The organism is Flavobacterium aquariorum (assembly GCF_003254745.1).
Taxonomy (GTDB): Bacteria; Bacteroidota; Bacteroidia; order Flavobacteriales; family Flavobacteriaceae; genus Flavobacterium; species Flavobacterium aquariorum.
Map to the genome: position 1 here is coordinate 1 of NZ_QKXH01000056.1, position 209 is coordinate 209.

The following is a 209-nucleotide window of genomic DNA, read 5'->3' on the forward strand; positions in this document are numbered from 1 at the left end:
AATGCAGCAACAGGACAAATAACAGGAACACCAACTACAGCAGTTGCATCTGCAGGATATACCGTTACAGCCAGCAATACTAGTGGTTGTGGAACTGCAACATCGGTTGTAACCATTACCGTAAATCGAGCTCCGGCAGGATTGAGTTATACCGTTGCTTCGCCAAGTTATTGTGTTGGAACAGCAATCACTGCTAATAATGCATCGCT

General features: G+C 45.0%; 1 protein-coding gene. It reads left to right on the forward strand.

Features of this window, described 5'->3' with window-relative positions:
- Window positions 1-209: hypothetical protein (locus DOS84_RS19205; RefSeq protein ID WP_207802088.1), on the forward strand; the 209-nt coding region annotated here is incomplete at both ends.